The sequence below is a fragment of the Rhodococcus sp. P4_E4 genome, from assembly GCF_056401575.1.
Genome location: NZ_JBFUJB010000003.1, coordinates 81843 through 105434, shown reverse-complemented (window position 1 = coordinate 105434; position 23592 = coordinate 81843). Strand labels below are relative to the sequence as shown.

Sequence of the window (23592 nt, the reverse complement as noted above, 5' to 3'; positions counted from 1 at the left end):
ATGCTCTCACCGATGGACGACTATCCCGTTCACCAGATCGCCGAACCGATCCGTCACGTAGCCACCTCGGATCGAAACTTCTACGACCGCTACTACTTCAATTGCTACCCCACCGAATCCCCCGACGTGTTCCTCATCGTCGGACTCGGCCAGTACCCCAACCTCGGCGTCATGGACGCATTCGCTGTCCTTCGCCGCGGTGACGACCACATCGTTGCTCGCATGTCGAAGGCGCTGGGTGCCGACCGTACCGACACCACCGTCGGACCTTTGCGCGTCGAAGTGCTCGAGGGACTGCAGAAGCTCCGCGTCGTACTCGAACCGGGCAGCGAATACGATCTCTCCTTCGACATCACCTTCGATGCCACCATCCCCGCGGCGCTCGAGCCCAAGCACTTTCGCCGTCAACTCGAACGAGTCACGTTCGACACCTCACGCTTCCTGCAGACCGGCACGTGGACCGGATCGCTCACCGTCGACGGGGAGGACTTCGCGATCGACCCGAAGACGTGGCGAGGTAATCGCGACCGCTCGTGGGGTGTGCGTCCGGTCGGTGAAGCCGAACCGCAAGGCAGACGCGCCGTCGACGGAATCCAGAACTTCTTCTGGATCTACGCGGTCATGCAGTTCGACGAGTTCACGATCTCGGTGATCATGCAGGAAGACGAGCAGGGCAGGCGCATCGTCGAAGAAGCCATGCGAGTGTGGCCGGACGAAGCCAGGGACAACGAATGGCTCGGCCGACCCGAACACGAGCTGACGTTCTGCCCCGACACCCGCGACGTCACCGGAGCGACCATCACCTTCCACCGGCCAGGCGGTGAAGTCCTCACCGTCACCTGCGAACTGTTGCTGGCCAACTACATCGGAATCGGCACCGGCTACGGGCTCGAACAGGACTGGCGTCACGGAATGTGGCAGGGCGAACTCGTCGTACAAGGGCTCCGCCACAAGGTCCACGAGATCGAACCGTTCCAACGCATGTTCTCCCCCGTCGACAACCTCGCGTCCTTCACGCTCACCGAAGGCACGAACACCAACACCGGCACCGGTCTTTTCGAGGTAGCCGCCATCGGACCGCACGAGAAATACGGATTCACCAGTTTCACCGACACCGCACAGGCAGACGACGCGTATGCCCTCGCGGCGACCGACAACACCGAGGAATGAATTGATGACTGACTACGACAAGCTCTACATCGGTGGAGCATGGGTGGCCCCGGCCACCGACCAGGTACTCGAAGTGTTCTCTCCCGCAACGGAGGAGCGCGTCGGCAGCTGTCCCATCGCAGCACCGGCAGACATCGACGCGGCTGTGTCCGCAGCCCGCGCGGCGTTCGAGGGACCGTGGTCACGCACCACCCCCGCCGAGCGCGGCGCGATCCTCGCCAAGGCCGCCAAGCTGATCGAAGAGCGCAGCGCGGAAATCAACCAGCTCATCTCCAACGAGATGGGCCAGCCGCCCGCCATGGTCGGCATGATGCAGCAGACCCCATCGATGGCGACGCTGGGCTACTACGCCGAGCTGGCCGACAAGTTCGCGTGGGAAGAGAAGCGCACCGGTGCGTTCGGGCAGACCAAGGTGACCCGTGAGCCCGTCGGCGTCGTCGCCGCCGTGCTGGCCTGGAACGTCCCGCTGTTCCTGGCGATCAACAAGCTGGCCCCCGCGCTGCTCGCCGGCTGCACCGTACTGCTCAAGCCCGCACCCGAATCCCCTCTCTCCGTCCACGTGATCGCCGAGATCTTCACCGAGGCAGGCGTTCCCGAAGGCGTCATCTCCGTGCTCCCCGGCGGAGCCGAGACCGGCGAATACCTGGTCTCTCATGCGGGCATCGACAAGATCACGTTCACCGGATCCAGTGCCGTCGGCCGCAAGATCGGTGCCATCGCCGCGCAGAACCTCAAGCGCTGCTCCCTCGAACTGGGTGGCAAGTCCGCCGCGATCATCCTCGAGGACGCCGACATCGCCGCCGGAATGCCGATGCTCGTCATGTCCGGCCTGATGAACACCGGCCAGGCCTGTGTCGCTCAGACCCGAATCCTCGCTCCCCGTTCGCGTTACGACGAGGTCATCGAGGGAATGAAGACCGCGGCAGGCTTCATGACCGTCGGCGATCCGTCCGATCCCGCAGCACAACTCGGCCCGCTGATCTCCGAGAAGCAGCGCGAGCGCGTCGAGGGCTACATCGCCAAGGGCAAGGAAGAAGGCGCGCGCGTCGTACTCGGTGGTGGACGTCCCGCCGGCCTGGACAAGGGCTGGTACGTCGAGCCGACGATCTTCGCCGACGTGGACAACTCGATGACCATCGCACGCGAGGAGATCTTCGGACCCGTTCTCTCGGTGATCCCGTACGACTCCGAGGACGAGGCCATCAAGATCGCCAACGATTCGGATTACGGCCTCGCCGGATCGGTGTGGACCACCGACATCGATCACGGACTCGAAGTTGCCGCGCAGATCCGCACGGGTACCTACGCGATCAACTGGTACGCCTTCGATCCCGGATCACCGTTCGGTGGTTACAAGAACTCCGGTATCGGGCGCGAGAACGGACCTGAGGGCCTCGAAGCCTTCTGCGAGACCAAGTCCGTACTCATGCCGCCCGGCTACGTGGGCTGACCCACCCGGGAGTTGGCACCCTTTGCTGACAGTTGGCACCCGTTCCGACCTGCCGGAACGGGTGCCAGCCCCATGAAATGGGTGCCAACTCCCAGCGAATCCACAGATCCACCCGGTACCGTCGAAAACGAATCAGTCATCTCACAAAGGACATTCATATGCTCACCAACGCCATCAACGCTTTCCTCGCACTCTGGGGCAGCGCCTCCGTCGGCAGCAGTGGATACCAGATCCCGCCGGGAACCCTTCCCTTCGGTTCCTGAGACATGAATGTTTGAAGCCCGCCGATTGGTCAATCGGCGGGCTTCAAACGTAATCGAGGCACCATTCAGGCCAGTCCACGCTCCCGACGAAGCGCATCCTCCATCTGCTCATACTCGCGACGCGCAGAATCCCGTTCCAGGATATGACTGCCGTGCGTGCAAAGCTCGGGCGCTCGAACTGCAGGGATGAATATGGAAACGGGCCACGTGAGACCAACTGCTAGAAATCCGAACATTCCTGTAAATATCGCCTCTGTCGAGAAAAAGGAGCGATACACTCCGTGTTTCCTTCTCCAGTAAGACGTCCCTATTGCCCGACCGATTACAGCATAGGAGATGAATGCAATGAATCCGACTACTACCATGTCCATTGAATATCCTCTCGACCGATTGATAACGAATATTTTTCGCCGGATTCAGGCACTCGGCAGCCAACTCTCATAGCGTTGACATCGACGTTCACCGAACCTAATGCGCTAGCCTGAGCAGCATTGACTCATCGGTGCTGCGCGCATGGGCTACCGCCTTGCCCGTGGCACCTCGTGCAATTTCCAAAGGTTCCCCACACCTTCCCCTCCCCGTTGCAGACCGAACATTTGCCGTGCTGGCAATCCCGGCACCTATTGTCGTATCCCATGGTTCACTCCTCGAATTCGCATTGGTCTGAATATTTCTACCCAATCTCGATACTCATGGCAGTCGTCTGATTGACGGACAATCGCCACAGGGTCCTGGTTGCATTCAAGAGAAATCAATTCAGGCTGACCGGGTCCGCAAGAAATATTCGACCACTTGAATCGAATTGACCGTCTCACTGATGGACAGAACCCGCTGAGCGCACTTCGCGCTCAGCGGGTTCTCTGTTTCGCCGACCTGTATCTACCGGTCCAGAACGTGATCCATCAATTGATTCTCCTGACCTGCGACCAATGCTTCAGCGTCACCGGCGTCCACATGACCGAACCAGGTGCCACCGGGGTTCGCGATCACCAACGGGCCCAGGTTGCACGGGCTCAGACAACCGGTTCCCGTCACCTTTGCCGAAGTGCCTTTGGCCGCCGCACTCATGGCCCGGTGGAGAGGCCCTGCTCCGTACGCCATGCAGCGGGGCCCCTTGCACACCAACAGATGCGTATCGTGCTGCTCGATCACCGACCAAGCCGGACTGCGATACGACGCCGGACTGGCAGTGATCGGCTTTCCGGCCGCGCCGAGTTCATCGATCACCTGCGCGGCCACAGCACCTTCGAGCGTTTCCGATTCGTGGAGCGAGACTTCCAGTTCGGCACCGATCCGGGTTTCGCGCCAGTTCGCAACCGCCTTGCTGGTCCACGTGAGCAGGTACCGATCCCTCGGCACCGCAACTGGAATCAACACGACCTTGCCCACGTCATCGGTATGCGCTCGATCGAGTTCCTCGTGAAGGCTCGGCGACGCGACATCGAGGTACGCAATACGAACGTCGGCGTCGGCGCCGGCCCGAACAGCGTCGAACATCCGTCGCGCGGCCGACTCGTCGAGGCCGCTGACGGTCGGCCGAAGTACGACGATCACCCGATGCGAACCACTGTCGACACTCATGCCGACGGCGCGGTTGTCCAGTCGATCCCGCTCGACGGAGCAAGTCCGAACTCTTCGATCTTCGCGCGCAGTTCTTCCGCGCCGTAGACGTTGGGGAATCCGCTGGTGAACATCGCGAGCGGGAGTACGACGAAGCGGTTCTGCTTGACGGCGTCGAGATCGCGTAGGCCTTCTCGGCTCTTGATCGCGTCGATCTTGCCCTGTACTTCGTCAGCGCTCTTCTTGTAGTCCATGATCACGATGACGTCGGGTTCTGACTTCGCGACGGTCTCCCAGCTCGCTTTGAACCAGGTGTTGTCGACGTCGGCGAACACGTTGGTTCCCCCGGCGACGTCGATGATTCCGTTGGGGGCTCCGTTGCCTCCGCTGGTGTACAGATCTTCTTCACCGCTGTCGTAGATCAAGACCTTCGGCTTGTCGGCGGCATCTGGCGCGGACTCCAGACGTGCCAAACGTGAATCCAATTCGGTCAATGCCTCGGCGGCAGTGTCCTCGGTTCCGAACAGCTTTCCGTAATTGGTCACGTCCGCACGAAGGGCATCCCACGGACCCATCGTGCCGAGCGCGGAATCCGCTGCGGCACTCTGCCTACAACTATCGGAGATCACATATGCATCGATGTTGTTGCTCTGCAGCGATTCCGGCGTCACACCGGAGGCTCCCTTGAACAAGCCACTGTAGGAGCCGACCACCAGGTCCGCCTGCTTACCCAGAATCGTCTCCATCGTGATCGTTCCGTCCAGGTGTGGGACGTCCGCAATTCCAGGGCCGAACATCGACTCCATGATCGCGTCGTTGTTCGTGTTCAACACGACGGCCGCGAGACGATCCAAACCGCCGACTCGGAGAATGGTGCCGATATTGGCCGCATTGCTTGTCGCAACGACGTTCTCGATCGGAAGCTGGAAAGTGCTTTCGGTCCCGCAGTTCTCCACTGTCACCGAAGTCTTGTCTGCAGCTTCGTCGACGGGCGCGGTTGCCGAGCAGCCGGCAACTGTCAACAACGCTGTCGCGGCTACAACCGCACCGAACGACGCTCGAGTCTTGACATGTATCAAAGTGCACTCTCCGAAAATGATTGTTGTAGTTGAGAATTTCGTGATTCGAATACGAGGTGTGAACGGCCTGTCGCGGGGTTCACGAGCTCGAAAGTCTCGACGCCGAAGACAGTTGCCACCACCGAGGTGGTGAGTACGTCGGATGGATGTCCGAACGCCCTGGCCACTCCATCCGCGAGCACGAGCACCCGATCGCACACTGCCGCAGCCAAATCGAGGTCGTGCAGTGCCATGATCACCGTCCGGTCCAACGACCGGACCAGATCGAGCAGTTCGAGTTGATGCCGGATGTCGAGATGATTGGTCGGCTCGTCGAGGATGAGCACGCCGGCGTCCTGCGCGAGACCTCGGGCGAGAAATACCCGCCGACGCTCGCCGCCGGAAAGCGTGTCCATCGAAGAGAGCCTGTGCTCGATCATTCCGACCTCGCCCAGAGCACGATCAACGACGGCATTCTCGTGCTTTCCGCCGACACTCCAGGGCTTTGTATGTGGCGTGCGCCCCAGAGTCACGTACTCGTGAACCAACAAATCGGCGGGACTCTGCTCTTCCTGCGCCACAAAAGAAATGGCTTTGGCCCGCGAACGCGCGGACATCGCGTGCACGGACTCGCCGCCGACGCGGACGTCACCGTCAGCGATCGGTCCGAGACCGGCAAGCGCACGCAACAAAGTCGACTTGCCCGATCCGTTCGGACCGACGACGCCGACTACTGCACCGGCGTCCGCCGCGATGTCGACGCCCTTGACGACGGTTCGGTGGTCGATGCGGACGACGACTCCGGACGCGGTCACCGCCAGGGCGCGGGCGCTCACGAACTGCCACCGAATCGGTAGCGCCGACGGCCGAGAAGCAGGAGAAACAGCGGGGCACCGATCACCCCGGTCACCACGCTCAGCGGGATCTCGGTCGGCCGCAACGAGGTCCGCGCCACGACGTCGACCCACACCAGGAACGACGCGCCGATCAGCGCTGCCGCCGGCAACACCACTCGATGTCTGGCTCCGACGAGCATGCGTGTGACGTGCGGTATGACCAAGCCTACGAAGGCAATCGCGCCGGACACTGCAACCATCGTGCCGACCAACGCTGCCAGCACGCCGAACAGCACGTTTCGCAGGGTTCGGATGGGAATACCGAGCGAAGCCGCGACGTCCGGTCCGGCCGCCAGCGCATCCAGCCAACCGTGCAGGGCGAACACCGCTGCCGTCAGCAGGAACACTACGATGACCGGCGCCCACAACTTGTCCCAGGATGCCCCGGCCAAACTTCCCAGGAGCCAGAACAATACGGACTGCGCGGCCTGGGAATCATTGGTACGCAGCACCAGAAAACTCGCGATCGCCGACAGGGCGGATGCGGTAACGGTGCCGGTCAGAACCAATCGCAGTGGAGTGATACCGCCTTGCAGCGTCGCGATGGTGAAGACGAGAATCGCAGCTCCCAATGCCCCGATCATCGCGCCGAGGCTGAGCGCCCATACTCCCGCGCCGGCGAACAGTCCGGTGGTGATGACGGCGGTGGCACCGACACTCGCGCCGGACGACACTCCCAGCAGGTGGGGATCGGCAAGAGCGTTACGGACGAGGGTTTGCACCACCACGCCGGCGACGGCAAGACCAGCGCCGACGGCCAGACCGAGCAGTACCCGAGGTGCTCTGATCCCCCACACGATCGCAAGTTCGGAACGCGTGACGGGTGGGCCTCCAAAGCGCGAGTGCACCACGTCCACCACAGTGGACACGGGGAGCATCTCGGATCCGAATGCCAACGCGCACACAGCAGAGAGCACGGTGACGACCAGCAGAGCGGGCAGCACGATACCCGGACTGAGCCGTCCTCGAGGCGCACCAGCCTTCGGCGAAGGCAGGTGGGTAGGTGGAGACAGAGCTCCGCCAACAGCATTCATGGTGTGACCGATCCATCCTCGTGGCATGACACAACGTCAACGAGGGTGGTATCTGGCTACGGTCGACGCAGGGACGACCTCACAGTGGCGGGACCGCGCCGGAATTGCACCGACTTCCCATTACCTCGATGATGACGTCAGAACCATAACGGACTGTGGTCACCATTCCGCACACCGGATCAGGATTCCGACGCGATCATCGATCTCGCCTGCCGCACGACGGCTTCCGTTCGCACTCGAAGTTCCTCGGGTGAATCCGATTCCAGCACAACCCGATGCACCTGGCTGTCCACGGCAGTCACAGTCAGCCGTGACGTCAACAACGCATCGTCCGCACTGAAACCGCGGCTCTGCAAGTACTCCGAAAAACCAAGTACCAGTTGCCGATTCATTCCTTCGACCTGCTCGATGAGCTCACGCGTACGCGGAACCTGATCGTAGAGCAGGTGAAAGAACTCTCGCGGCTTACTGTTCACTTCGACCGCGCACTCCACCAACATCCGGACGGCCTCGTCCAGGGAGAGTTCGCGCTCGACGATGTCGGAAAGGCAGAGCGCAAAACTCTCCCGCGCAGCACTCACGTGACGGTTCGCCAACTCCGAGAGGATCTCGTACTTGTCGCCGAAATACTGGTAGAGCGAGCCCACCGACACCCCTGCTTCGTCAGCGATCCGGTTGGTGGTCGCTGCCATGGCTTCCGAAGCGAAAACGCGAGTAGCTGCCTCCAGGATCGCGTCGTAGGTAGCCCTCGAGCGCTGCTGGGAGGGCCTTTTCCGCCGAGTCGACACGGTCCTCCGATGCGAGTTGTCAGCCGCGACGCCGATACCGAGAATTGTGTAGGTGACCAGCGCCGATTACTCGAAGTTTATGCCCGACCGGTACACCGACCACATGCCGGCGCCGACCCCGACGTGGTGGGAGTGGAACGGCAACACCGTCCACGTCGCACGGGCAGTGGCTCCAGACGCACCGGTTCGTGTTCTCGGCATCCACGGCGCCGGCGGCTACTCGGGCGCGTTGTGGCCGTTCGCCGGGATCGGCGTGAAACTCGGAGCCGAAGTCCTCTTCCCCGATCTTCCGCTGTACGGCGACACCGTCGTAGCCGATCCGGCCGGCGTCCGGTACGAGCAGTGGGTCGATCTCCTCTGCGATCTCGTCCGAGCCGAGAAGGCAGCCGACGATCGGCCGCTGGTGTTGTTGGGCGCCAGCATCGGCGGTCTGCTGGCCTACGAGGTAGCCGCGCGGACCGGTCTGGCCGACGCCGTCGTCGCCACCTGTCTGCTCGATCCCTCGAATCCGTCGGCCAGAGCTGCCGCGGCGCGGTTCGGCCCGATGGGTGTCTACGGCGCTCCCCTGATGCGCCGCACCGAACGACTGGTGGGCCGTATCCGCGTGCCCATCCGTTGGGTCGCCGACGTCGCGAACATGAGCAGCAACCGTGAACTCGCGACGCTGTGCGCAACCGATCCGCGTGGTGGCGGTGTTCGGGTGCCACTCGGATTCCTCAGCAGCTACTTCTCGTTCGAGCACACCGCACCCGAAACATTTCGGACGACGCCCGTTCTGCTCACCCACCCGGCCGCCGACCGATGGACGCCACCCGAACTGAGCTTGCAGTTCCTCCGCCGCATCAACGCACCCACCGAATTCGTGATGCTGGACGGGTGCGGGCACTTTCCCGTCGAAGAGCCGGGCCTGACGCAGTTCCACGACGCCGTCGACACACTGCTGCGCTCCGTCGCCGAGCGTCACCGCACGAAACCGTCGCCACCCGCCTAGCCTGAAGTTCGTGAGCATCGAACCCAAGGCCGAGCCGACGGGAAACGGCGACGAGAGCACCACGACAGTCGTACTGGCGTTTGCGGCTAACGCGCTGATCGCCGGGGCCAAGACGGCGGCCGCCATCGTCACCGGATCTGCATCGATGGTCGCCGAGGCCACCCACTCCTGGGCCGATACCGGCAACGAAGTGCTGCTGCTGATCGCGAACCGCCGCTCGAAAAGGGTTCCCGACCGAGACCAGCCACTCGGGTACGGCCGGGAGGCCTACATCTGGTCGATGTTCGCCGCCCTCGGACTCTTCGCGCTCGGCGCAGGTGTGTCGATCACCCACGGCATCCAGGAACTGTTCCATTCCGAACCGGCCACCGACTTCGGTGTCGCCTACGCAGTCCTCGGCGTCTCGTTCATCCTCGAAGGCATCTCGTTCCGGCAGGCGTACAAGCAACTCCGAACCGAAGCGTCCGCCGTCAACCGTGACGTCATGGCCCAGGCGCTCAACACATCCGACCCGACGACCCGGGCCGTGTTCGCCGAAGATGCTGCAGCACTGATCGGTTTGGTCATCGCATTCGTCGGCGTCCTACTGCACCAGATCACCGGTTCACCGATCCCCGACGCCCTCGGCTCCATCTTCGTCGGCATACTTCTCGGAGTCATCGCGATCATCCTGATCGATCGCAACCGCCGATTCCTGGTCGGCGAAGAGGCCTCACCGACGCTGCGGGCAGCAGCCGTCGAAGCTCTCACCCAACTACCCGAAATCAACCGAATCACGTTCCTACGCATGGAATACCTCGGGCCGCGGCAGGTGTACCTGGTGGCCAGCGTCGATCTGGTCGGTGACTACGCGGAATCCCGAGTGGCCCATACGTTGCGCGAACTCGAACGCTCACTCGAGCAGAGTCCACGCGTCGTGCGAGCGATCCTGACCCTCTCGACGCCCGAAGAACCGTCGATCGCAGTCTGAACTTCCGGCCGGGCGATAGGCTCGTTCGATGCGCACACTGATCGTGATTCTTGCGGTTCTGGGATTTGTCGTCGGGGGAATTCCTGTGGTGGGCAGTCTGATCGATGTGATGACCAGTCAAGACAAGACCATCGTCTATCAGGGTTCCTACGTACCACTGCGCGGCGTACAGATGGCTCGGGACTACGAGTCGTCGTTGAACATCGCTTTCGACGCCCGATCGGACGGACCGCGCTGGCTCGTCCTGGCCTGCTATCCCCTGATCGGAGCAGCATTGGGCGCTGCGACGGCCGTCGTACTGGGACGTCGCGGGTGGCACCTGACGCGAGCCTGAACAGACGCCGATGGCCACCCGCCGTCTACACGAGGGTGGCCATCGAAGAAGGAGTGCTTCAGATGTACATCGCAGGATCGATGTAACTGTTCGGGTCCACCAGTTTTTCCTTGGTGGTCCGTGGCCGCGCCACCGCCGGGATACCCGTCGCGATGGATTCGGCCGGAACATCTCTGGTGACAACGGCATTGGCGCCGATAGCGCTACCTTCACCGATGACGACAGGTCCGAGGATCTTGGCACCAGCGCCGACGGTGACCCGGTCTCCCAGCGTCGGGTGACGCTTGACCTGCTCGAGCGAGCGACCACCCAGGGTGACGCCGTGATAGAGCATCACGTCGTTACCGACCTCGGCCGTCTCCCCGATCACGACGCCCATGCCGTGGTCGATGAAGAACCGTCGACCGATGGTGGCACCGGGGTGAATCTCGATGCCGGTAACGAAGCGTGTCAGCTGCGAGAGCACTCGCGCCGGGCCGCGTAGTGCAGGGACGGCCCACATACGATGCGCAACCCGATGCGCCCAAATGGCATGCAGCCCTGAATAAACGAGCGCGTTCTCCACATTGCTGCGCGCGGCAGGATCCTGACCGCGCGCAGCCTGCAGGTCCTCGCGAATTGTCCCGAGGATACTCACAAGTCTCAGTCCCGGATGTGTTCGAACAGCGGGGTGGAGATGTAACGCTCGCCGAAGTCGCACACGACAGCCACGATCAGCTTGCCGGCGTTTTCCGGACGCTTCGCCAACTCGAGTGCGGCCCAGACGATGGCGCCGGACGAGATGCCGCCCAGGATGCCTTCCTTGGTGCCGAGTGCGCGAGCGACCTCGATGGAATCGGGGAACGAGACGTCGATGATCTCGTCGTAGATCTCGCGATCGAGGACGTCGGGCACGAAGTTCGCGCCGATTCCCTGGATCTTGTGGGGACCGGGCTGGCCACCGTTGAGGATCGGCGAGTCGATGGGCTCGACGCCCACGATCTTGACCTCGGGCTTGTACTTGCGAAGGGTGCGTCCGACGCCGGTGATGGTGCCGCCGGTGCCGATGCCGGACACGAAGATGTCGACGGCGCCGTCGGTGTCGGCCCAGACCTCTTCGCCCGTCGTTGCCTCGTGGATGGCCGGGTTGGCAGGGTTGGCGAACTGGCTGGCCGAGACAGCGTTCTCGGTCTGCTCGACGATTTCCTTGGCCTTGGCGACTGCACCGGCCATGCCCTCGGAGCCCGGGGTAAGGACGATCTCGGCGCCGTAAGCACGCAGCATCACGCGACGCTCGGTGGACATGGTCTCCGGCATGGTCAGGATGACCTTGTAACCGCGAGCAGCACCGACCATGGCGAGTGCGATACCGGTGTTACCGCTGGTGCCCTCGACGATGGTTCCGCCGGGCTTGAGTGCACCGGACTTCTCGGCGGCGTCGATGATTGCCACGCCGATCCGGTCCTTGACGCTGTTGGCCGGGTTGTAGAACTCGAGCTTGACGGCGACCTGTGCGTCCAGGCCCTCGGTCAGACGGTTGAGCCGCACGATCGGGGTGCGCCCGACCAATTCGGTCACGTTGTTGTAGATCCCGCTCATATCTGGTCCTCCTGAGGATCGAGTGTGTCGACCCGCTCGCTGATCACTGCTTTACGGCTGAACTGCATAACGGCTGAACTGCTTAACGGCTACAGGCAAGGGCATACAGACGACCGATGCCGCATCGGTTCATCAAATTGAACCAATGCGGCATCAGGCCACTACATACGGGGGCGGTTTATCAGGCCAACCGCTGCTTCAGAGCTTCGAACTCGTCACGAATGCCGGTCGGCAGCTTCTCGCCGACGAAGTCGAACCACTCTTCGATGAGCGGGATCTCGGCCTTCCACTCGTCGATGTTGACCGCGAGGGCCTCGGTGATGTCGGCGTCCGACACGTCCAGGCCTTCGATGTCGAGTGCCGATCCGGTGGGAACGACGCCGATCGGGGTGTCGATGCCGGCAGCCTTGTGCTCGATGCGCTCGACGATCCACTTCAGGACGCGAGAGTTCTCGCCGAAGCCTGGCCACAGGAAGCGTCCGTCGTCGCCACGGCGGAACCAGTTGACGTAGAAGACCTTGGGGAGCTTGGACGCGTCCGCGGACTTGCCGAGGTCGATCCAGTGCTGGAAGTAGTCACCGACGTTGTAGCCGAGGAACGGCAGCATAGCCATCGGATCACGGCGAACCGTACCGACCTGGCCTTCGGCTGCTGCGGTCTGCTCGGAGCCGACCGTTGCACCCATGAAGACGCCGTGCTGCCAGTCACGAGCCTCGGTGACCAGCGGAACCGTCGTCTTGCGGCGTCCACCGAACAGGATTGCCGAGATCGGCACGCCCTTCGGGTCGTCCCACTCGGGAGCCATGATCGGGCACTGCGACATCGGGGTGCAGTAACGCGAGTTGGGATGAGCCGCATGGGTGCCCGACTCGGGCGTCCACTCGTTGCCCTTCCAGTCGATCAGGTGCTGCGGGTCGCCTTCGAGGCCTTCCCACCAGACGTCACCGTCGTCAGTCAGAGCGACGTTGGTGAAGACCGTGTTGCCCTGGTCGATGGTGCGCATGGCGTTGGGGTTCGACGACCAGTTGGTGCCGGGAGCCACGCCGAAGAAACCGAATTCCGGGTTGACGGCGTAGAGCTGTCCGTCCTCACCGAAACGCATCCAGGCGATGTCGTCACCGAGGGTCTCGGCGCGCCATCCGGGGATGGTCGGCTGGATCATCGCGAGGTTGGTCTTGCCACAAGCGGAGGGGAATGCCGCCGCGATGTAGTAGGCCTTGTCCTCGGGCGAGATGAGCTTGAGGATGAGCATGTGCTCGGCCAGCCAACCCTCGTCGTGCGCCATTGCCGAAGCGATACGCAGCGAGTAGCACTTCTTGCCCAGGAGAGCGTTTCCGCCGTAGCCGGAACCGAAGCTCCAGATCTCACGATCCTCGGGGAAGTGAGTGATGTACTTGGTGTCGTTGCACGGCCACGCGACATCTTCCTGGCCATCGGCCAGCGGAGCGCCCAGCGAGTGAAGCGCCTTGACGAAGAATCCGTCGGTGCCGAGCTTGTCGAGAACCTTGCTGCCCATGCGGGTCATGACGCGCATGGAGACGACGACGTACTCGGAATCGGTGAGCTCGACGCCCAGCTTCGGATCCTCGGCGTCGAGGGGGCCCATGCAGAACGGCACGACGTACATGGTGCGTCCACGCATGCAACCGCGGTACAGGTCACCCATGAGGGTGCGCATCTCCGCCGGGTCCATCCAGTTGTTGGTGGGACCTGCGTCGATTTCTTCCTTCGAGCAGATGTACGTACGCGATTCGACTCGCGCGACATCGGACGGATCGGAGTTGCCGAGGAAAGAGTTCGGCTTCTTCTCGTCGTTGAGGCGGGTGAAGGTTCCTGCCTCGACCAACTTCGTTGTCAGTCGGTCCCATTCTTCGTCCGAGCCGTCTGCGAAGACGACGCGATCAGGCTGGGTGAGTTCGGCAACCTCTTGCACCCATGCAAGCAGTTCCTTGTGCTGCGTGGGGGGCGTGCCGTCAGTTCCATTGAGACCGGGAATGGTCGCTGAGGTCATCAAACTCTCCTGGGGTGAGCCGGAACCGGGTTCTCGTGACACCGGATGCAAACTGCAGCGCCCCGATACCAGTCGATCCCGGTGTCCCCCTCTCGACGGGGTCCAGCCGCGTCATCCACTCACGTGGATTTCACGGACGCCGGGTGTCCTATGTATTGAGGTTAACGCTGGCTGTTCACCTGCAGGTAATCGGGTGCGGTCAGAAATGTCACAGAAACGATTCAGTTGGTGTGTTCAGGTGCCTACCCGGCGCTCAGAGCACATAAACGGAACCTTTTCAGAGCGCTCCGGCATCGATTTTCTGCCACACGAGGGCGCCTTCGTCGTCTCGACTGCATTCCCAGGCCGAGTAGTCGCCGTCCGACTCGATCATCGTGAGGCGATCGGCGCTACCGTCGCGATCGAAATCGGACACGATCACGACGTCGTCGTCGGAGTGGACGACACGGCTGTCGACCGTTCCGTCACCGTCCAAGTCGAAGGCGTCGAAGTTCAGGTCGCCGGCATCGACCGGTCCCGACGAGGGCCCGAAGGTCTCGGGCTCGATACGCCCAGGATCGAGCGCTTCGGCTTCGTGCCCGTCGATGTGTCCGGCCGTGATCAGAAATGCGTCCATTACTCCCCCTACTGGATGGTGACCTACTGCTTCGGCAACCCCTACCGAAACCGTCCGCTCAGTATTACCAGACCCCGACGATCAGTCGTGGCCGAAATTGCGGCGCTGTGGAGAACTCTGCACTCGCGGAATGTCAGTAGGCGGCGTTCAAAACGGCGAGGTCGCGCTCGCACGACGCCAGTTGCCCTGATCTGGCCGCGGCAAGCTCACGAAGTTCACCGTCGATCTCCACGATTCGGGCCTGCGCCGACGCCACCTGCTCGCGGCTCTCCGCCATGATCGCCGCTCCCAGATCCGCCTCGGCCTCGAGCAGAACACTCTGGACTCGCTGCTCCCACTGTGCGCGAACCGTCGACATCGATTCGACGATCCACGACCTCGAGTAGGCACGATCCGCCGTCAGCCCGCGAGTTCGCGCCAACCACCACGCCGCGGCGCCACCCAGAACCAACGTCACGGGGATACTCGCGAACTCCAGGGCCGGAATCATCTCCAGCGGAGTCACCGCGATACGGCCGAGGCCGAGACCCGCGGACGCGCCGACAAGAATTGTCACCCGGTCCTCGTTTCCGCGCTGACGGCGCGGCGGGCCCTCCGGAATCCGTGAGGAAGGCATGCATCCGGTCGTGCCCGCCACTTCCACCGCTGCCGCCATCGCGGCATCGAACACCCGGGTGTGGTGGTCGACCTCGTGCTGCAGTCGCGTCGGCACGCTGCCCAATTCGGCTCGCGAGGCCGCATCGACCCAGGCACGTGCCCCCGCGACCGTAGCCCGGGTTGCCTCGGCGATTTGTTGTGACAGATCCCCGCGCGCTCGCTGCAGTCGGCTTCGCACCTGCACCAGGCGTTCGCCTCGCCGGCCGTCACGGTCTGCGAGCAGCTGTGATCGCTCGGCCCGCAGTTCGGCACCAGGAACACTGTCACGCAGATTCCTGATCTCTATCTCGATCATCCGGCGCGTCTGCGCGATGACACCGGAATCCGAACCGCCTGCTTCCCTCTCCCGTGCCGCCCGGCTCACGACCGCAACGAGCGACTGCTCTTGACCGGGCGCAATCGGGACCACCGGGGCCTGAGCAAAAGCGGTGCAGTGCGACGCGAGAATCTCGGCATCACGCCGGCGCACCGCCTGCCAGTCTCGGTAGACGTCGATGCGGGTCAGCGCGACCACCACCGGGATTCCGCTCTCTGCAGCGTCGTCGAGAAGAAGAAGATCCTCGCGTCCGATCACGCTGGCGGCGTCGACGACCAGAAGTACGACGTCGGCGTCCACCTCGCGTGTCACTGTCGAACAGTCATCCGAAGCATTGAACATCCGGGCGACGTCTTCCCGTCCACACCTCGGTGGGCCGACAACGTAAATTCTAGTGCCACTGGATGTTTCGGCGGCGACCTGGCGACCCGGATCGGATGCCGGATTCCATCGCTGCACCACGCGCAGCACCGAATCTGGAAGTACCGAAACGCTATCCATCGGTCACCGCCGGAGCGGACCGATCGCCCCCGAGCTGCGCCCACCGACGCACATACCCGCGACGAATCAGTGAGACCCTTTGTTGCGGAGCCTGTTCCGACTCGTCCACGAGCTCGCCCCACCACCGGCTGCATGCGCCCGCGTCGTCGGCGGTACGAGGATCGGGAGGCTCGCCTTGACGCAGGGCTCGAATTTCGGGGCTCATCATCGCCGCCGCGGCGCCGAACAACACCGCGGAGTCCGAACTCAGATACAACTCGATCTCGTCCCTGCCCGCAGCGCTGTGCGAGGGAGATCGCCTCAGCGCCGGGCCGATCTGCTCGACCCGGCCCCACCACTGCGCCTCCAGAACAGGGCCGAGAGCCGCGAACAATTCTTCGACGCCGCGCCCGGTCAGCGTCTCCACCGGAACCGTGGGCACGCCGACGGTCTCCGAGATCTCCGCGGCCCGTCCCAGCGCCTCGTCCCAGCGCGGCCCGAACAAGTCAGCCTTGTTCGCAGCGACGACCACACGATCGGAAACTCGGGCAATGGCTCGGCCGTCGACGTCGCGGACCGCGTCGACCACCACGTAGACAACGCAACGACGACCCAGATCGGGGTTCGACGTTCCAGGGACGTCGAACGCGCGCGACTCGGTCACCACAACCGGTGCGCCGACGACTCTGCGCGAGAACCGGTCGTCGCGCCCCAGGATCCGCGCCAACGACGACCGCCCCACCCCGGCTCGCCCGGCGACCACCAATTCGAGCGGCGCGCTCAGCGATCCGAGCACCGAGTGAACCGCCTCTGCGGCTCCCGAATCGATCGACGTCAGCCGATATGCCAGAGCGCGCAAGTGGTCGATCGGCTCCGCGCAGGCGTCGTCGATCGATTCTGCGGGCAACATTCGTGACCAATTACTGCATGCAAATCCTGTGTTCATCCCCACCCCACGTCCCCATCGTGTCGGTGAGATTCTGTCAGGTTCTCGGCAAGGACGGCAGGTGACACCACTCTTTCGCTGGCTGTCCGAAGTCGGCTGTTTCAGGACTTTCCGCAGAAAGTCTCAACTCAAACTTCAGACCCGTCTGCGCTAAACGGGGGTCATGCGTGACAATGGGTTCGTGAACGAAGCCGATCAGCATGCACCGCAGACCCCTGACACGGGGCAGACGGACCACGCCAAGGGGTCCCGTCTCCATCCGAGAGTGACCAGCTTTCGCTCTCGCCGGGGTGCGCTGACCGACGCGCAGCAGCAGGCTTGGGACCGTCAGTGGCCGCTCATCGGCGCCGACGTCTCGGACACACCGCTCGACGCGAACGCCTGGTTCGGACGCGAGGCACCCCTGATCATCGAGATCGGTTCGGGTACCGGCACCGCGACGGCCGCTATGGCCAAGGCGGAACCGCACGTGAACCTGATCGCGATCGAGGTGTACCGCCCGGGGCTCGCGCAGCTTCTCCAGCAGGTCGAGCGTGAAGAGATTCCCAACGTCCGCGTACTACGCGGTGACGCGATGGACGTACTCGAGAACATGGTCGCCCCCGAGTCCCTGACGGGCGTCCGGGTGTTCTTCCCGGACCCGTGGCCCAAGGCCCGCCATCACAAGCGTCGCCTCCTGCAGGGGCCGACGTTCGCGCTGATCGCCAACCGCCTCAAGCCCGGCGGAGTCCTGCACGTGGCAACCGATCACGCCGAGTACGCCGAATGGATCGAAGAAGCCGGCAATGCCGAGCCACTGCTGACCGCACTCGACTGGGAGTCTCCGATGACCCACGAGCGTCCGGTCACCAAGTTCGAGGACAAAGCCCATAAGGTCGGTAGTGCAATCACCGAGCTTATATGGGGGAAGATCAGAGCATGAGCGTCAGCGAACAGCTATCCGACGACGTGACGTCGTCGGAATCTCCTCTCGACTTCGGTCGTGACTCCCGCCACCCCAAGCGGGTGCTTCTGGTCTGGGACGCCCCCAACCTCGACATGGGCCTCGGCGCCATCCTCGGTGGCCGGCCTACCGCCGCCTACCGGCCACGATTCGACGCTTTGGGTCGTTGGCTGCTCTCTCGCACCGCCGAACTGTCCGCACAGAACAGCGGCACGCTCGAGCCTGAAGCGACCGTCTTCACCAACATCGCGTCCGGCAGCGCCGACGTCGTTCGTCCTTGGGTCGAAGCCTTGCGTAACGTGGGTTTCGCGGTGTTCGCCAAGCCGAAGGTCGATGAAGACAGCGATGTCGATTCGGACATGCTCGAGCACATCGCGCTCCGGTACGGCGAGGGCCTCGCCGGAATCATGGTCGCGTCCGCCGACGGCCAAGCGTTCCGCGAACCTCTCGAGGACATCGCAGCAACCGGTATCCCGGTCCAGGTTCTCGGGTTCCGTGAACACGCCAGCTGGGCTGTGTCGTCCGATATCTTGGACTTCGTCGATCTCGAGGACATCCCAGGTGTCTTCCGTGAGCCTCTGCCACGGGTAAGCCTGGACACCCTGCCCGACGAGGGCGCCTGGTTGCAGCCGTTCCGACCGCTTTCTGCCCTGCTCATCGGGCGAAAAAGTGTTGCCGAGTAGGAGTTGATCAGTGTTCGCCAGCTGGGGAAGCATCGTCTATCGAGCCCGCTTCACCGTCATCGCTGTCATGGTGGCGGGGCTCCTCGGGCTCGCTGCGTACGGCCTGAGCCTGCAGGATCATCTAAGCCAGAGCGGCTGGGACGATCCGGGGTCGGAATCGGTAGAGGCTGCAAAACTCGCTGACGGCACGTTCGGACGCAGCACGACGGGTGACGTTCTGGCGCTGTACACGGCGCCGGAGGGCAAGACCGTCGACGACCCCGAGTTCCAAGCGAAGGTCATCGACAATCTGCAGCGGCTCGTCGCCGACAACCCCGACCAGATCATGAAGATCAACGGCTCGTACTTCAAGGTCGACAACGGTCTCTCGGTGGCGGCCCTGGCGGACAAGACCAAGCAACACGCGGTCACCAGCATCGCGATCGCCGGCGACAACGACACCGCGGTGTCCAACAACTTCCGCGACGTCGAGTCGCAGTTCTACATCGACGGCGTCGACGTGCAACTCGCCGGCCTGCAACCTGTCGCGAATTCGCTCAACGACACGATGGCCAACGACATCAAGCGCATGGAAATGCTCGCGATTCCCGCCGTCGGTGTCCTGCTGTTCTTCGTCTTCGGTGGCGTCGTCGCTGCAGCCCTCCCGTTGATCGTCGGCGGTCTGACCGTCATCGGCGCCAACGGCATCATTCGACTGATCACCAACTTCACCGAGGTCAACGCGTTTGTTGCGCCCGTGGTCTCTCTGGTCGGCCTGGGTCTCGCGATCGACTACGGACTGTTCATCGTCAGCCGTTTCCGAGAAGAGATAGCCGAGGGGTACGACACCCCGACCGCAGTACGCCGAACGGTCATGACGGCGGGTAGAACGGTCATGTTCTCGGCGACCATGGTTGCCGTCAGCCTCGGCGGTCTGCTGTTGTTCCCGCAGGGCTTCCTCAAATCGGTGGCCTACGGCGCCATTGCTGCCGTCATGCTTGCCGCGATCTCGTCCATCACGATTCTTCCCGCGATTCTCGGCATTCTCGGCAAGCGGATCGACGCGCTGACCTTCAAGAAACTGCGCCAGACCAAGACCAACGAGGAAATCGAGAACGGTTTCTGGGGCAAGCTCACCCGCTGGGTCATGCAGCATCCGCTCAAGGTCGCGGTCCCGATCGTCGCGGCTCTACTGCTGATGATCATTCCGCTGACGGGCATCAAGTTCGGCGGCATCAACGAGACGTACCTGCCCCCGGACAGCCCCACGCGTGTCGCGCAGGCGCAGTTCGACGAACTCTTCCCGGGCAATCGCACCGAGCCCGTTCGACTCGTCATCGAGGGAGCGGACAACACCACTCTCGGTCAGATTTCCAAGACCGCAAACGCTGCGCCGGGTCTGGTCGAGAAGTTCACCCCGGAGGTTGCGACCAAGGACGGTGTCAACGTCCTCAAAGCCGGTCTGACCGAGCGCAACGAGGCACGTCCCACCATCGACTATCTGCGATCCGCGGATTGGCCCGAGGGCACAACTGTGCTCGTCGGCGGTACTCCGGCCATCGAGCAGGACAGCGTCGATGCGTTGCTCGACCGTCTGCCGCTGATGGTCGTATCCGTCATCCTGCTGACGACGCTGCTGATGTTCTTGACGTTCGGTTCGCTCGTCCTGCCCATCAAGGCTGCGTTGATGAGCGCGCTCGGCCTGGGTTCGACGCTCGGAATCTTGACCTGGATCTTCATCGACGGCCACGGTTCCGGTCTGTTGAACTTCACGCCGGGACCGATCATGTCTCCCGTCCTGGTGTTGATCATCGCGATCGTCTACGGCCTGTCGACCGACTACGAAGTGTTCCTGCTCTCCCGCATGGTCGAAGCGCGAGCGCAGGGCGCAAGTACTACCGAATCCATCCGAATCGGCACGGCACATACCGGCCGGATCATCACCGCTGCCGCACTGATTCTGATCGTGGTCACCGGTGCATTCGGCCTGTCCGATCTGGTGATGATGAAGTACATCTCGTACGGCATGATCTCCGCGCTGATCATCGACGCCACACTGATCCGAATGTTCCTGGTCCCCGCGACCATGAAACTGCTCGGCGACGACTGCTGGTGGGCCCCGGCCTGGATGAAGCGGATCCAGCAGAAGATCGGGCTGGGTGAGCCGATCCTCGACAACGAGCTCGTGCTCGCAAACGTCCCGCAGATCGCGCCCGTCGGTGCGATCGCCGGACCGGGTCAGCCGCGCAAGATCGAAGCGGCCTCGCGGGTCATGCCGCCGCCTGCCCCGGCTGCACAGCCGGAAAGCGGACCTCGCGTTCCTGATCCCCTCACCGAGCCCATTCCGCTCAGCGAAATGACGATCAAGGCACCGAACACGGATACACCTGCCGCGGAGAAGCCGGCACCGCGACGTCGTCTCGATATCGGGAGTGCAGCCAGCGCGCCCCAGAACTTGATCGAGGCACCGGTCCCCAATCCTTCGTACCGACCGCAACCGAACACCACCGACAAGCGGAGAAACCCGACGCCCGCTGCGCCGGCCGAGCGTCCCATCGAGAGTTGGTTGTCGGACCTGCGGGCTCGGGAACAGACTCCCCCGGCCTCACGGCCGCTGCCGGTGGTGCGGACGCCTTCGCGTACTAACGGTTCGGCAAGCAGCGGTTCAGGTACCAACGGCTCGAGCCGGAATGGCTCTGCAAACGGTGCTACCAACGGTTCTGCAACAAATAGCGCTGCAACAAATGGCGCTGCAACAAACGGCTCGGCCCCGACCTCGGTGGAGGCGACCCCCCAGTCGCCGCCTCCACCGATCGCTCCGGAGCGTCGTCCCACCGAGCCCCGAGTCTCGGATGCCTCTGACGGCGACGACAACGCCACCGGCAGGCACCGACCTGACGACGCAGGCGCCATCAGTGTCAGCGAGCTCATCGCTCGCCAGAAGCGAAGCTGACTCATGATCCAGAAGCGGAGCTGACCTGCTCCTGCTTGGCGAAGGCTCGTGCATAACGAGTCCCGACCAGCAGGAGCAGCAAGCCGACCACCAGGAAGGCAGCGCTGCGCACCAGCCCACTGAGCGTGGCCAGGTCGAAGAGGAACAGCTTGGCCACTGCCGCGCTGGTGAGAGCAAGACCAGCTCCGAGCAAAACGCGAGCATGCTGACGGTTGTTCAATCCGAGCACCAGCGCTGACGTGGCGGCAAGCATCCAGACGATGGTTGCAACGCTGTGCCCGGCAACAAATCCGGTTGCACTGTCGAAGATTTCGACGCCGGATGAGACGAGCGCACACGTCACCGCGTAGAGGACACCAAACCCTGCGGCCGCCCATAGAACCGCTGCATTCGAATCGGCGATCAACTTCAGTCGGTGAATCGCCCACACCAGCATCACCAGTGCACCTATCGCCGTCAGGCTCGAGAGTGCCGTGATCGCACCGAGTTGCATGGATGCGGCACGGGCAGTCGTCAACGCTTCCGGCGGAACCGTCGTGAGGTATCCGATCGATCCGATTGCCGCAAAGGCGGTTCCGAGGGCGAAGACGAAGCGCGAACCCGCATACAGCGAGACTCTGAGGAAGATCATGCCGACGGTGAGGACCAGCGGTACGACCAGAGATTCCGTCGCCCCGGACAAGCAGCACAGCAACAATGCGAGAGCGCCGGTTGCGCCCAGTCCGAATCGCAGTTGCGTCGGCAAAGGCTTGGCCGCCGCTGCAGCGGAAAGTAGTAGTAGCGCTGCAATTCCGTACAGCACTGCGGATTCGGTGCGCCCGAGCACGGCCCCGACGCTCATCAGCGGAAGGGACGAGACAACAAAGGTAGCGGTGGACCACGCCCCTGCAACTCCGCCGCGCGAGGGCGAACCCGTCCACTGCACGGCCATCGCGCAGCCGGCCCCCACGATTGCAACCACGCCGGCACTGATCACCAATTGCACTGCACTGTTACCGGATTCGCTGAAGATTGCATTCGACGCTACCGCTACGAGCAGCGCGAGAACCACCGGTACTGTGCGCGCCATACCCAGGTACTTCCAGTCACGACCGAGCTGGGCGGAGAACGTCGCCGACTGGATCGCGAAGAGGAAACCGATGAGAGTCAACGATATTCCCGACGTCAACACGGGAGCCAGCACCGCTGCGCCCAGAACGATCATGAGCGCCAGTGATTCGGAATCCCATTTCACCCCCAAAGCAACGCCGGCCGCGGCAATCCCGAAGGCAATCACCACCGCGAGCGGCGTCGTCACCCAACCGTAGAGAACAGAGGCAGCGACGACGTCGAGGTACATTCCCGCAAAACCGGTGGCAGCCAGAGCAATTGCCCCCACTTTGCCGCCTGGTCGTCCGTGGACCCGCACTCCGGCAAACACCAAGGCGCCGGAAAGGAGTGCGCCACCGAGCACCCGGAGCGGCGGCCCGAAGAATCCGGCCTGCGCTGCAATTACCAGCAGCATCACGACGCCGATCAGTGTGACGGCTACACCGGCGGCGGCCAGGAGTCGACTGATGACACCGTCGCGTTGCCACCAGGGCTGGCGAGGTGCGGCAACCGGATACGTCGGCGGCTGCCAGGTGGGCACGTTCTGCTGAGGACGCATTGGCGGCATCTGTGGCGCCGGAGCTGCGGGTGCCGGAACTACCGGCATGGGCGGGGGAACAGTAGCCGAGGCCAGCTGAGTCTGCAGGATCGACAGGTTCTGACCCATGTGACGCAACTGCCGGCCGATGCTGTCGCACTCGGCCGAGAGGGCGGTCACCAGTCGCGGATCGACGGCGGAAGAACTCGGTGTGGTCATGGCTACGAGCTTGCTGCGTGGCCGAACCGATCAGATGAGTAGTACTACTCGATCAGCCTGGGGAGTTCTC

Annotated in this window: 20 protein-coding genes and 1 riboswitch; of the genes, 8 read left to right on the top strand and 12 right to left on the bottom strand. The window is 63.2% G+C overall.

The annotated features are described in order from the left end of the window. Both AC1DVN_RS04880 and AC1DVN_RS04875 read left to right on the top strand, forming a co-directional pair. Positions 1 to 1170, top strand: coding sequence for an Rv3169 family protein (locus AC1DVN_RS04880; RefSeq protein WP_021333147.1), 1170 nt, complete (start codon positions 1 to 3; stop codon positions 1168 to 1170). 4 nt (positions 1171 to 1174) lie between these two features. Then, positions 1175 to 2620, top strand: a complete 1446-nt coding sequence (locus tag AC1DVN_RS04875) for an aldehyde dehydrogenase (RefSeq protein ID WP_003945530.1) — start codon at positions 1175 to 1177, stop codon at positions 2618 to 2620. A gap of 1142 nt (positions 2621 to 3762) precedes the next feature. Here the strand turns inward: AC1DVN_RS04875 and AC1DVN_RS04870 are convergent. From AC1DVN_RS04870 to AC1DVN_RS04850, 5 genes are all read right to left on the bottom strand, one after another. After that, on the bottom strand, positions 3763 to 4464 hold the full coding sequence (locus AC1DVN_RS04870; RefSeq protein ID WP_069147055.1) for a (2Fe-2S) ferredoxin domain-containing protein: 702 nt from the start codon (positions 4462 to 4464) through the stop codon (positions 3763 to 3765). Then, complete coding sequence (locus AC1DVN_RS04865; protein WP_477993565.1) at positions 4461 to 5522, bottom strand: ABC transporter substrate-binding protein; 1062 nt, start codon at positions 5520 to 5522, stop codon at positions 4461 to 4463. Before AC1DVN_RS04865 ends, AC1DVN_RS04870 begins: the two co-directional genes overlap by 4 nt. After that, entirely contained in the window at positions 5519 to 6337 is an 819-nt protein-coding gene (locus tag AC1DVN_RS04860; protein ID WP_477993563.1) for an ABC transporter ATP-binding protein, read from the bottom strand. The genes AC1DVN_RS04865 and AC1DVN_RS04860 overlap by 4 nt, the downstream gene beginning before the upstream one ends. Then, on the bottom strand, positions 6334 to 7341 hold the full coding sequence (locus tag AC1DVN_RS04855) for a FecCD family ABC transporter permease (RefSeq protein WP_477993621.1): 1008 nt from the start codon (positions 7339 to 7341) through the stop codon (positions 6334 to 6336). Before AC1DVN_RS04855 ends, AC1DVN_RS04860 begins: the two co-directional genes overlap by 4 nt. Positions 7342 to 7458: 117 nt before the next feature. After that, positions 7459 to 7594: riboswitch (cobalamin riboswitch) on the bottom strand. A gap of 16 nt (positions 7595 to 7610) precedes the next feature. Next, on the bottom strand, positions 7611 to 8123 hold the full coding sequence (locus tag AC1DVN_RS04850; RefSeq protein ID WP_477993561.1) for a TetR/AcrR family transcriptional regulator: 513 nt from the start codon (positions 8121 to 8123) through the stop codon (positions 7611 to 7613). A 148-nt stretch (positions 8124 to 8271) separates the two neighbouring features. On the opposite strand from AC1DVN_RS04850, the gene AC1DVN_RS04845 reads away from it, so the two are divergent. The 3 genes from AC1DVN_RS04845 to AC1DVN_RS04835 are packed head-to-tail and all read left to right on the top strand — an operon-like array spanning position 8272 to position 10514. Continuing rightward, positions 8272 to 9210 (top strand): alpha/beta hydrolase, encoded by a 939-nt coding sequence (locus tag AC1DVN_RS04845; RefSeq protein ID WP_030534647.1) that lies wholly within the window; start codon positions 8272 to 8274, stop codon positions 9208 to 9210. Between the two features lie 10 nt (positions 9211 to 9220). Continuing rightward, positions 9221 to 10180 carry a cation diffusion facilitator family transporter gene (locus tag AC1DVN_RS04840; RefSeq protein WP_019747118.1) on the top strand — a complete coding sequence of 320 codons (960 nt, stop codon included), beginning with the start codon at positions 9221 to 9223 and terminating at the stop codon, positions 10178 to 10180. A gap of 28 nt (positions 10181 to 10208) precedes the next feature. Continuing rightward, complete coding sequence (locus AC1DVN_RS04835; protein ID WP_070796311.1) at positions 10209 to 10514, top strand: hypothetical protein; 306 nt, start codon at positions 10209 to 10211, stop codon at positions 10512 to 10514. Positions 10515 to 10572: 58 nt separating this feature from the next. On the opposite strand, the gene epsC is transcribed toward AC1DVN_RS04835, so the two are convergent. The 6 genes from epsC to AC1DVN_RS04805 all read right to left on the bottom strand — a co-directional run bounded on the left by epsC (position 10573) and on the right by AC1DVN_RS04805 (position 17118). Further along, positions 10573 to 11151, bottom strand: a complete 579-nt coding sequence (gene epsC / locus AC1DVN_RS04830) for a serine O-acetyltransferase EpsC (RefSeq protein WP_003945907.1) — start codon at positions 11149 to 11151, stop codon at positions 10573 to 10575. Between the two features lie 5 nt (positions 11152 to 11156). Further along, positions 11157 to 12092: a cysteine synthase A gene (gene cysK, locus AC1DVN_RS04825; protein ID WP_003945916.1), complete on the bottom strand. Its 936-nt coding sequence runs from the start codon at positions 12090 to 12092 to the stop codon at positions 11157 to 11159. A 181-nt stretch (positions 12093 to 12273) separates the two neighbouring features. Then, positions 12274 to 14103: a phosphoenolpyruvate carboxykinase (GTP) gene (locus AC1DVN_RS04820; protein ID WP_029254577.1), complete on the bottom strand. Its 1830-nt coding sequence runs from the start codon at positions 14101 to 14103 to the stop codon at positions 12274 to 12276. Positions 14104 to 14380: 277 nt separating this feature from the next. Continuing rightward, the gene (locus AC1DVN_RS04815) at positions 14381 to 14719 is read right to left on the bottom strand and encodes a DUF6802 family protein (protein WP_021333139.1); all 339 of its coding nucleotides are present in this window, start codon (positions 14717 to 14719) and stop codon (positions 14381 to 14383) included. A 133-nt stretch (positions 14720 to 14852) separates the two neighbouring features. Further along, entirely contained in the window at positions 14853 to 16004 is a 1152-nt protein-coding gene (locus AC1DVN_RS04810) for a hypothetical protein (RefSeq protein WP_257207274.1), read from the bottom strand. A gap of 181 nt (positions 16005 to 16185) precedes the next feature. After that, positions 16186 to 17118: a P-loop NTPase family protein gene (locus AC1DVN_RS04805; protein ID WP_252858557.1), complete on the bottom strand. Its 933-nt coding sequence runs from the start codon at positions 17116 to 17118 to the stop codon at positions 16186 to 16188. Positions 17119 to 17281: 163 nt separating this feature from the next. Here AC1DVN_RS04805 and trmB point away from each other — a divergent pair, with 163 nt between their 5' ends. The 3 genes from trmB to AC1DVN_RS04790 are packed head-to-tail and all read left to right on the top strand — an operon-like array spanning position 17282 to position 21676. Next, on the top strand, positions 17282 to 18040 hold the full coding sequence (gene trmB, locus AC1DVN_RS04800; RefSeq protein WP_019747110.1) for a tRNA (guanosine(46)-N7)-methyltransferase TrmB: 759 nt from the start codon (positions 17282 to 17284) through the stop codon (positions 18038 to 18040). Continuing rightward, positions 18037 to 18744 carry an NYN domain-containing protein gene (locus AC1DVN_RS04795; RefSeq protein ID WP_003945733.1) on the top strand — a complete coding sequence of 236 codons (708 nt, stop codon included), beginning with the start codon at positions 18037 to 18039 and terminating at the stop codon, positions 18742 to 18744. The genes trmB and AC1DVN_RS04795 overlap by 4 nt, the downstream gene beginning before the upstream one ends. 10 nt (positions 18745 to 18754) lie before the next feature. Continuing rightward, a complete protein-coding gene (locus tag AC1DVN_RS04790; RefSeq protein ID WP_477993556.1) occupies positions 18755 to 21676 on the top strand; it encodes an MMPL family transporter in 2922 nt (973 codons plus the stop codon). 1 nt (position 21677) lies between these two features. On the opposite strand, the gene AC1DVN_RS04785 is transcribed toward AC1DVN_RS04790, so the two are convergent. Then, the gene (locus AC1DVN_RS04785) at positions 21678 to 23522 is read right to left on the bottom strand and encodes a DUF2339 domain-containing protein (protein WP_021333134.1); all 1845 of its coding nucleotides are present in this window, start codon (positions 23520 to 23522) and stop codon (positions 21678 to 21680) included. Between the last annotated feature and the right edge of the window lie 70 nt (positions 23523 to 23592).

What these genes read in the sequence shown, in the direction of transcription:
- AC1DVN_RS04880 (WP_021333147.1), top strand. Translation starts at nt 1, where the DNA reads ATGCTCTCACCGATGGACGACTATCCCGTTCACCAGATCGCCGAACCG.
- AC1DVN_RS04875 (WP_003945530.1), top strand. Translation starts at nt 1,175, where the DNA reads ATGACTGACTACGACAAGCTCTACATCGGTGGAGCATGGGTGGCCCCG.
- AC1DVN_RS04870 (WP_069147055.1), bottom strand. Translation starts at nt 4,464, where the DNA reads ATGAGTGTCGACAGTGGTTCGCATCGGGTGATCGTCGTACTTCGGCCG.
- AC1DVN_RS04850 (WP_477993561.1), bottom strand. Translation starts at nt 8,123, where the DNA reads ATGGCAGCGACCACCAACCGGATCGCTGACGAAGCAGGGGTGTCGGTG.
- AC1DVN_RS04835 (WP_070796311.1), top strand. Translation starts at nt 10,209, where the DNA reads ATGCGCACACTGATCGTGATTCTTGCGGTTCTGGGATTTGTCGTCGGG.
- cysK (WP_003945916.1), bottom strand. Translation starts at nt 12,092, where the DNA reads ATGAGCGGGATCTACAACAACGTGACCGAATTGGTCGGGCGCACCCCG.
- AC1DVN_RS04820 (WP_029254577.1), bottom strand. Translation starts at nt 14,103, where the DNA reads ATGACCTCAGCGACCATTCCCGGTCTCAATGGAACTGACGGCACGCCC.
- AC1DVN_RS04815 (WP_021333139.1), bottom strand. Translation starts at nt 14,719, where the DNA reads ATGGACGCATTTCTGATCACGGCCGGACACATCGACGGGCACGAAGCC.
- AC1DVN_RS04805 (WP_252858557.1), bottom strand. Translation starts at nt 17,118, where the DNA reads ATGAACACAGGATTTGCATGCAGTAATTGGTCACGAATGTTGCCCGCA.
- trmB (WP_019747110.1), top strand. Translation starts at nt 17,282, where the DNA reads ATGCGTGACAATGGGTTCGTGAACGAAGCCGATCAGCATGCACCGCAG.
- AC1DVN_RS04795 (WP_003945733.1), top strand. Translation starts at nt 18,037, where the DNA reads ATGAGCGTCAGCGAACAGCTATCCGACGACGTGACGTCGTCGGAATCT.
- AC1DVN_RS04785 (WP_021333134.1), bottom strand. Translation starts at nt 23,522, where the DNA reads ATGACCACACCGAGTTCTTCCGCCGTCGATCCGCGACTGGTGACCGCC.